This window comes from Roseateles sp. P5_E11, assembly GCF_054049355.1.
Map to the genome: position 1 here is coordinate 1 of NZ_JBFUMO010000253.1, position 8,010 is coordinate 8,010.

An 8,010-nucleotide genomic window follows, 5' to 3' on the forward strand; every position below is an offset into this window, starting at 1 on the left:
GTGGTGTGGCTGAACTGGGCGCTCTCGTTCATCTCGGCGCCCATCAGAAGCTGAAGTCCTTGAGCGCGTCGGGCAGCGGGCCGGCCATCACTTCGGCCTCGTGGGCGGCATGGGCTTCGGCATCCCAGAGCTCGAAGTGGCTGCCCATGCCCAGCAGCATCACGTCGTTCTTCAGCCCGGCGCTCTTGCGCAGTTCGGGCGAGACCAGCACGCGCGACGCCGAATCGATGTCGACGTCCATCGCGTTACCGAGGAAAACACGCTTCCAGCCCGAAGCCGACATCGGCAGGGCGGCGACCTTGTCGCGGAACAGCTCCCAGGTCGGGCGCGGAAACAGCATCAGGCAGCCATCGGGGTGCTTGGTGACGGTCAGGCGCCCCTGGCAGATCAGCTGCAGCACCTCCCGGTGTCGGCTGGGCACACTCAGGCGGCCCTTGGCATCTAAGGCCAAGTTGGAGGCACCCTGAAAGACGATTTCCGACACTTTTCACCACGAAACGACACTTCCTCCCACTTTAAGGGCCAGACCTCACCGGGTCAAGGTTCGGCACAAGTTTTTTCAATGAAATCAAGTACTTAGCAATCGCTGTTAATTTATACAGCGCCAGTAAAAAATCTTGTTCATAAATAAGGACTTGCTTAGATATTGAGAAGTGCTGCTTGAAGTGATGGGCGTTTGCGATGTGGCGTTTGCCCCAAGGTTGAATCGCCCGCCCCAGGGCCACCGTCGCAAGCCATGTCTGACAGGGTTTTGCCGCACAAATCACGGCAAGCCTCGCCGGCTGGCCGCTCAGAATGCACTCGCCCCGGGTGATTTCTGCTGAAATTTCATGCTGTTTCAGCCCCTTCAGCCAAGAACTCAAACCGGGGGCTCCTACCAAATATCAAAACCGAGGCAGCCCCCAATGAATTTCTTGTCCCATATGCGCATCGGACAGCGCCTCGCGGCGGGCTTTGCCGTCGTGATCGCCTGCCTGATGACCATGGCCGGCCTGGGCTATTTCGGCATTCAGACCCTGAACGGCGAGATCAGCCAGTTACTGAGCACCGACTACAAGGCCGTGGCCCTGGCCAACAAGGCCAAGGGCGAATTGGGCGACGCCGTGCGCGGCATGATGACGACGCTCATCATGAGCGGCGAAGAACAGATCAAGAAGGAGCTGGACACGGTTGCCGCCCAGATGGCCGCGCATGAAAAGACCATGGCCGAGCTGGAGCCGCTGCTGACCGATGAAGCCAGCCAGGAGCAGCTCAAGGCGGTCAAGGAAGCCCGCGCCAAGTTCCTGCCGGCCCAGGCGTCGTTCGTGAAGACAGTGGCGTCCGGCGATACCGAAGGCGCGCCGCTGAAGTTCCAGTTCTCGGTGCGCGCGGCCCAGGTCAAGTACATGACCGCGCTGGAGAAGCTGGTCGAGGCTCGCAACGCCGGCATGGATGCGGCCGGTGAGAAGTCCAACCGCGTGGCCAACAAGACAGCCCTGCTGCTGCTCGGCCTGGCCGTGGCCGCCATCGCCGCCAGCGTGCTGACCGGTGTGTTGATCACGCGTGGCATCGTCAACCCGCTGCGCGGCGCGGTCGCTGTGGCACGCAAGGTGGCCTCGGGCAACCTGACCAGCGAGATCGAGGTGCGCAGCCGCGACGAGACCGGCGAGCTGCTGCAGGCCCTGCATGACATGAACGAGAGCCTCAAGGGCATCGTCGGCCGCGTGCGCGAGGGCACCGAGTCCATCGCCTCGGCGTCCAGCGAGATCGCCAGCGGCAATATGGACCTGTCGGTGCGCACCGAGGCCCAGGCCGCATCGCTGGAGCAGACACTGTCGGCCATGAAGACGCTGACCGACGCGGTGCAGCAGAACGCGCAGAACGCCCAACAGGCCAATCAGTTGGCCAAGGCCGCCTCGCAGGTCGCCGGCGAAGGCGGCGCCGTGGTGGCCAAGGTCGTGACGACCATGAGCAGCATCGACGCATCAAGCAAGAAGATCGTCGACATCATCAGCGTCATCGACGGCATCGCCTTTCAGACCAACATCCTGGCCCTGAACGCCGCCGTGGAGGCCGCGCGGGCCGGCGAGCAGGGCCGCGGTTTTGCCGTCGTGGCTGGCGAGGTGCGGTCTCTCGCCGGCCGCAGTGCCGACGCGGCCAAGGAGATCAAGCGCCTCATCAGCGATTCGGTCGAGAAGGTGGCCCAGGGCAGCCAGCTCGTCGCCCAGGCGGGCAACACCATGCAGGGCGTGGTGGCGAGCGTGCAACGCATGACCGACATCATGGGCGAGATCACCCATGCCAGCGCCGAGCAGAGTTCCGGCATCGAGCGCGTCACGCATACCATCCATGACATGGACAAGAGCACGCAGCAGAACGCCGCACTGGTGGAAGAAGCCGCCGCTGCCGCCGACTCGCTGCGCGATCAGGCCCATGGCCTCGAGGAGGTCGTCAGCCTCTTCAAGCTCGAGGCGGCGCGCTGAAGGCGCGATCATCCCCATCCTCAAAAGATCAGGAGACTGCATGAAGACGAACAACGCCAGCCGATGGATTGCCGGCTTGGGCCTCGCCCTCGGCCTGGGCGGCGCGGCGCAAGCCATCGAAGTGGCCGGCCTCAAGTTCGACGACACCGTCAAGGTCGCCGGCAAGGACTTGAAGGTCAACGGAGCCGGTGTGCGCGTGCGCATCGTGGTCAAGGTCTATGCCCTGGTGCTTTACCTGCCCGAGAAGAAGGACACGACGGCCGGCGTGCTGGACACCCAAGGCCCGCGCCGCTTCAGCCTCGGCCTGCTGCGCGAGGTGACCGGTGACGACCTGGGCCAGGCCTTCATGGCTGGCATCACGGCCAACACCGACAAGGCCGAGCGCTCCAAGTTCGTCAACCAGCTGGCCCAGTTCGGCGAGGCCTTCGTCAACATCCCGCAGGGCAAGAAGGGTGACGTCATCACCGTGGACTGGATTCCGGACACCGGCACCGTCATGGCCCTGAACGGCAAGCCCATCGGCGAACCGATGAAGGACGTCAATTTCTACAATGCCATCCTGAAGATCTGGCTGGGCGACAAGCCCGTCGACTCTTCGCTCAAGCCCGCTCTGCTGGGCAAAGGCTGACGCTCGTGCACCACGAAACGCGCCACGTCGCCACGCGTCGTGGCGCGTTTCGCTGTGGACTCGCCAATCTCATGGCAGCATGAGCGCCGCCCGGCCGCCCGAAGGCGCTCAGCTCCCGCTTGGCGGGACAGCGCACCGCGCCAAGGGTGCACCAATGAGTTCATCTTGAGTCGCAAGCCCTCGTCATCGCTCTTTGCCGCCCTGGCTCTTGGCGCCAGCATCGGCCTGCTCCTGCCGGCCCTCATCGTCGGCGGCCTCTTCATCGGCCTGCGCGAGTCCAAGGTCGCCGAGCAGGCGCTGCAGCGCGACCTCGACGCCAAGCTCGACGTGCTGGCCAGCAGCTTGCCCGAGCTGCTGTGGAACCTGGACGCCGTGGCCGCACGGGAGGTGGTGTCGGCCATCGTCAAGTCGCCCGAGGTCGTGCGCGTCAGCGTCAGCGACGCGTCCCAGGGCCTGCCCTTTATCGAGAACCACCTGCCCGAGCGGCGCCTGGGCCAGACGCTGACCGGCGAGCGCGACATCCTGCGCGGCGCGACACGCATCGGCCACATCCAGATCGAGATCGACGACCACCTCAGCACGACGGCCGTGCTGCGCCAGCGCTGGCTCTATGGCGCGACCGTCGGCGGCCAGCTGCTGGCCTCGCTGGCCCTGGTGCTGTGGCTGTTGAACTCGCGCCTGTTCCGCCCGCTGCGCGAGCTGGGCGACTTCGCCAACGACCTCGCCGAGGGCCGCTTCAATGCCAAGCTGGAGCACACCCGCCAGGACGAGATCGGCCTGCTCGGCGGCCACCTCGAGCACATGCGCGACGCACTGCAGCAGCAGTTCGACGCCCAGCGCAATCTCATCGAGCGCCTGCGCGGCATGGCCGAGACGGTGCCCGGCGTCGTCTATCAGCTGCGCTTGGCCGTCAACGGCGAGTTCTCGTTCGCCTATGTCAGCGAGGCGGTGCGCGAATACTTCCTGCTCGGCAGCGCCGAGCTGAGCCGCAGCGCGACGCCCTGGTTCGAGCGCATCCACCCCGACGACCGCGCCGCCGTGCGCGAGAGCCTGCTGGCCTCGGCGCGCAACCTCAGCCCCTGGCAGCAGGAGTTCCGCACGCCGCAGGCGGACGGCAGCGAGCGCTGGATCTACGGCAATGCCATCGCCCAGCGCGAGGCCGACGGCAGCGTGTTGTGGCACGGCTTCCTGACCGACATCTCACGCCAGCGCCGCGACGCGCTGGAGCTGGAGCGCTACCGCCATCATCTCGAGGAACTCGTCGAGGCGCGCACTGCCGAGCTGGCGGAAGCTACGCAGGCCGCCCAGGCCGCGAGCCTGGCCAAGAGCGCCTTCCTGGCCAACATGAGCCACGAGATCCGCACGCCGATGAATGCCATCATCGGCCTGACTTATCTGGCCCAGAGCGACACCATCGAGCCCGAGCAGCAGCAGCGTCTGCAGAAAGTCGCCAATGCGGCCGAGCACCTGCTCAGCGTCATCAACAACGTACTGGATTTCTCCAAGATCGAGGCTGGCAAGGTGAGGCTGGAGCAGCGCGAATTCACGGTCGGCGAGGTGCTGGACAACATCGCCAACATGACGACCCAGGCCGCCGCGGCCAAGCGGCTGCGTGTCGAGACCGACGTTGCGCCGGAGCTGGGCGGCCGCGTGCTGATCGGCGACCCGCAGCGCATCTCCGAGGTGCTGCTGAACTTCGCCGGCAATGCGGTCAAGTTCACCGACAGCGGCTTCGTGCGCCTGGCCGCGCGGCTCGACGAGACCCAGCCAGGCCCGGCGCTGGCACTGCGCTTCGAGGTGCAGGACAGCGGGATCGGCATTGCGAACGATGCGCAGGCGCGGCTGTTCCGCGACTTCGAGCAGGCCGACAGTTCCACGACGCGGCGCTATGGCGGCACCGGCCTGGGCCTGGCAATCTGCCGGCGCCTGGCCCACTTGATGGGCGGCCATGTCGGCGTCGACAGCACCTTGAACCGCGGCAGCACGTTCTGGTTCACCCTGCCCGTCGAGGCCGGCAGCCAGGCGCCGGCCCCGCCGGTAGCGGCCCCACGGCCGCATTCAGCGCGAGAACGGCTTGCCGAGCTGGCACGAGCCCAGCCGCGCCGTCTGCTGCTGGCCGAGGACAACCCCGTCAACCAGGAGGTGGCCGTCGCCCTCATCGGCAGTGCCGGCCTGGCGGTGGATGTCGCTGCCGATGGGCAGCAGGCCGTCGACATGGTCAAGGCCGGTGACTACGCCCTGGTGCTGATGGACGTGCAGATGCCCGTCATGGATGGCCTGGACGCAACGCGCGCCATCCGCCGCCTGCCCCAAGGCGCCGAGCTCCCCATCCTCGCCATGACGGCCAATGCCTTCGATGACGAGCGCCAGCGCTGCCTGGACGCCGGCATGGACGACCACGTCGCCAAGCCGGTCGTCGCCGAGCAGCTGTTCGCGACGCTGCACGACTGGCTGTCTGGGGTGAGACGTGTGACCCCTCGCCCAGTCGCACCCCGCTGAACGCGGCTGCACCTGGTCCGTCCCCCGAGGGGACGGCGATGCTTGCGGCATTGAGCCGCAAGCACATCGCCCAAGCGGGCCGGCTCGGTGAACTGGAGTCGGACACAAGCAGTCCCTGCGGACTGCTTGTGCCTACGGAAGGCCATGRGCCTCTGGCYCATGGCAGGCCCRGCGCTCGGCCCGAAGACCGTTACTGGGATTCTTTGATGAGCCGCCCCGAGCCGGCCTGCAGCGGCCGCGCATTCATCGGGTAGAGCTTGGCGAAGATGCCGAGCTGCTGGGCCGTCATGGTGACGGGCTGGCGCAGCACCATCCACAGCACGCCTTCGCTGCAGGGCGGCGTCGTCAGCGAACCCATGTAGGTGTAGTAGCCGCGCTCGGCGGGCAGCAACTGGTTCAGGTCGATCTGCACCTGGGCTTGCAAGGCCTCGCCCTTTTCCAGTGGCAGGTTGGCCCAGACCGTCTGGATCACCGGCTGGGGCTTGTTGTCGGGCCCGCGCTCCAGCAGCACGGCGACGACGGCGAGCTTGCCTTGCGCATCCTTGTGTACCAAGTGGGCCACCATGTCGGATTGCTTGCCGTTGACGCGCTCTTCGCTCGGGCGGTGGAAGTGGAACTGCACGAGTTCATAGCGCCGGCCCATGACGGTCAGGCCGTTGCCGGCGCCGACATTGACCTGGATGGTGTGGCCGTTGTCCTGCACCGAAAAGCTGCTGGTGCGGTAGTCGAAGCTGATCTTCTCCAACTCGACGGCGATGCCCTCGCGGATGTCGATGGGGCTCTGGCGCGTGCCGACGGCGCACAGCTTGTTCTCCGGCGCCAGCTCGGCCCAGCGCTCGGGGCCGATGTCGCCGGTGTAGCCCCAATGCGTCGGCTTGGCGGCCTCGGCCTTGCCCGGCTTGACGGGTTTGGCCGCCGGCTTGGCGGTGGCCGTGCCCTCGGGCTTGGTGGACAGGCGGTCCGCCAGGCGCTGGCGCAGCACCTCCACGGGTTCCTTGGGTTCCTCTGCCTGCGCAGCCGCACAGGCGGCCAGCAGCGCGGTGATCAGCCAGCGCTTTTTCATCATGTCGGTGATTTCGGCAAGCGGCCGCCAGGCTTGAGTCACGATCAGGCCGCAACGGAGCGCCTGACGCCGTACCAGGCCACCAGGCCGACCATCATCAGCCCCGCCGACGTGAGGGCCAGCGCCACGGTCGAGTGCATGACCAGCGGCACCAGCACACCAGCCACCAGGCCATTGGCCGCCGAGCCGATGCAGGCCTGCAGCGACGAAGCCATGCCGCGGCGCTCGGGCACCTGGTCCAGCACCAGCAGCGTGACGACGGGCACCATCAGCGCCCAACCGAAGGCGAACAGGCCGACCATGGGCAGAGCCCAGAAGGGGCTCAGCGGCGCGAACAGGTTGAGCAGCACGTTGGTGATCGACACGGCCACCATGATGCGAAAGCCCCGCATGATCTGGCGCTTCGGGCCCATCTTGCCCGCCAGCCGGCCGCTGACCGCCGCGCCAGCCATGATGCCGCCGATGGAGCACAGGAAGAACCAGAAAAACTGCTGCGGCGCGAAGTGCAGGTGTTCACCCAGGAACACCGGCGTGGCCAGCACGTAGAGAAACATGCCGTTGAACGGGATGCCGCTGGCCAGCACCAGCATCATGAACTTCGGGCTGCTGCACAGCCGCCAGTACTCGCGCATCAGTGCGCCGACGTGGAAGGGCTGCACCAGGTTCGCGTGCAGCGTCTCGGGCAGCAGCCGCCAGTTGGATACCAGCAGGGCAGCGCCCACGGCGGACAGGAACCAGAAGATGGAGTGCCAGTCGGCGTGCACGAACAGGAAGCCGCCCACCATGGGGGCGATGGCCGGTGCCACACCGAAGAAAAGTGTCACCTGCGACATCACGCGCTGGGCATCCGCCGGTGGGAACATGTCGCGGATGATGGCTCGCGACACGACGATGCCGGCGCCGGCCGACATGCCTTGCACGGTGCGCCAGAACACCAGCTGGCCGATGGAGCCCGCCACTGCGCAGCCGACGCTGGCCGCCGTGAAGACGCCCAGGCCGATCAGCACGACGGGGCGGCGGCCGAAGCAGTCCGACAGCGCGCCGTGGAAGAGGTTCATGAAGGCGAAGCCCAGCAGATAGGCGGACAGCGTCTGCTGCATCTGCACCGGGGTCGCATCCAGCGCCGCGGCAATGCCGGCAAAGGCCGGCAGATAGGTGTCGATGGAGAAGGGGCCCACCATGGCCAAACAGGCCAACAGCACGGACAGGGCCCAGCGAGGCGCACGCCAGAGGCGGCTGGCTTCGGGATTCATGCAAGGCAGTCTATCGAGCCGGGGCCGTTCAGCCGAAAGAAAGAGGCAAGAAAAGAGTGAAGCAAGCCGATAGGCCGGATTCTGTGCGCCGCCCTCCCCTTGCGG

General features: G+C 66.5%; 7 protein-coding genes. 3 read left to right on the plus strand and 4 right to left on the minus strand.

All coding sequences use genetic code 11. The features are described 5' to 3' along the window. Positions 1–43: 43 nt before the first annotated feature. Positions 44–475, minus strand: coding sequence for a division/cell wall cluster transcriptional repressor MraZ (locus tag ACXJKR_RS18080; RefSeq protein ID WP_056203596.1), 432 nt, complete (start codon positions 473–475; stop codon positions 44–46). A 40-nt stretch (positions 476–515) separates the two neighbouring features. Then, complete coding sequence (locus ACXJKR_RS18085; RefSeq protein WP_457323997.1) at positions 516–863, minus strand: hypothetical protein; 348 nt, start codon at positions 861–863, stop codon at positions 516–518. Between the two features lie 42 nt (positions 864–905). On the opposite strand from ACXJKR_RS18085, the gene ACXJKR_RS18090 reads away from it, so the two are divergent. From ACXJKR_RS18090 to ACXJKR_RS18100, 3 genes are all read left to right on the plus strand, one after another. Beyond that, positions 906–2,462, plus strand: a complete 1,557-nt coding sequence (locus tag ACXJKR_RS18090; protein ID WP_457323998.1) for a methyl-accepting chemotaxis protein — start codon at positions 906–908, stop codon at positions 2,460–2,462. Between the two features lie 40 nt (positions 2,463–2,502). Next, positions 2,503–3,090: a chalcone isomerase family protein gene (locus ACXJKR_RS18095; protein WP_082532957.1), complete on the plus strand. Its 588-nt coding sequence runs from the start codon at positions 2,503–2,505 to the stop codon at positions 3,088–3,090. Positions 3,091–3,255: 165 nt separating this feature from the next. Continuing rightward, positions 3,256–5,589, plus strand: a complete 2,334-nt coding sequence (locus ACXJKR_RS18100) for an ATP-binding protein (protein ID WP_457323999.1) — start codon at positions 3,256–3,258, stop codon at positions 5,587–5,589. A 190-nt stretch (positions 5,590–5,779) separates the two neighbouring features. Here the strand turns inward: ACXJKR_RS18100 and ACXJKR_RS18105 are convergent, their stop codons facing one another. Further along, positions 5,780–6,694 carry a carbonic anhydrase gene (locus ACXJKR_RS18105; RefSeq protein WP_235532075.1) on the minus strand — a complete coding sequence of 305 codons (915 nt, stop codon included), beginning with the start codon at positions 6,692–6,694 and terminating at the stop codon, positions 5,780–5,782. A gap of 2 nt (positions 6,695–6,696) precedes the next feature. Beyond that, complete coding sequence (locus ACXJKR_RS18110) at positions 6,697–7,905, minus strand: multidrug effflux MFS transporter (RefSeq protein ID WP_457324000.1); 1,209 nt, start codon at positions 7,903–7,905, stop codon at positions 6,697–6,699. Between the last annotated feature and the right edge of the window lie 105 nt (positions 7,906–8,010).

Bases quoted from the DNA above. Each gene is read 5' to 3' on its own strand.
- ACXJKR_RS18090 (WP_457323998.1), top strand. From the start codon at position 906: ATGAATTTCTTGTCCCATATGCGCATCGGACAGCGCCTCGCGGCGGGC.
- ACXJKR_RS18110 (WP_457324000.1), bottom strand. From the start codon at position 7,905: ATGAATCCCGAAGCCAGCCGCCTCTGGCGTGCGCCTCGCTGGGCCCTG.
- ACXJKR_RS18095 (WP_082532957.1), top strand. From the start codon at position 2,503: ATGAAGACGAACAACGCCAGCCGATGGATTGCCGGCTTGGGCCTCGCC.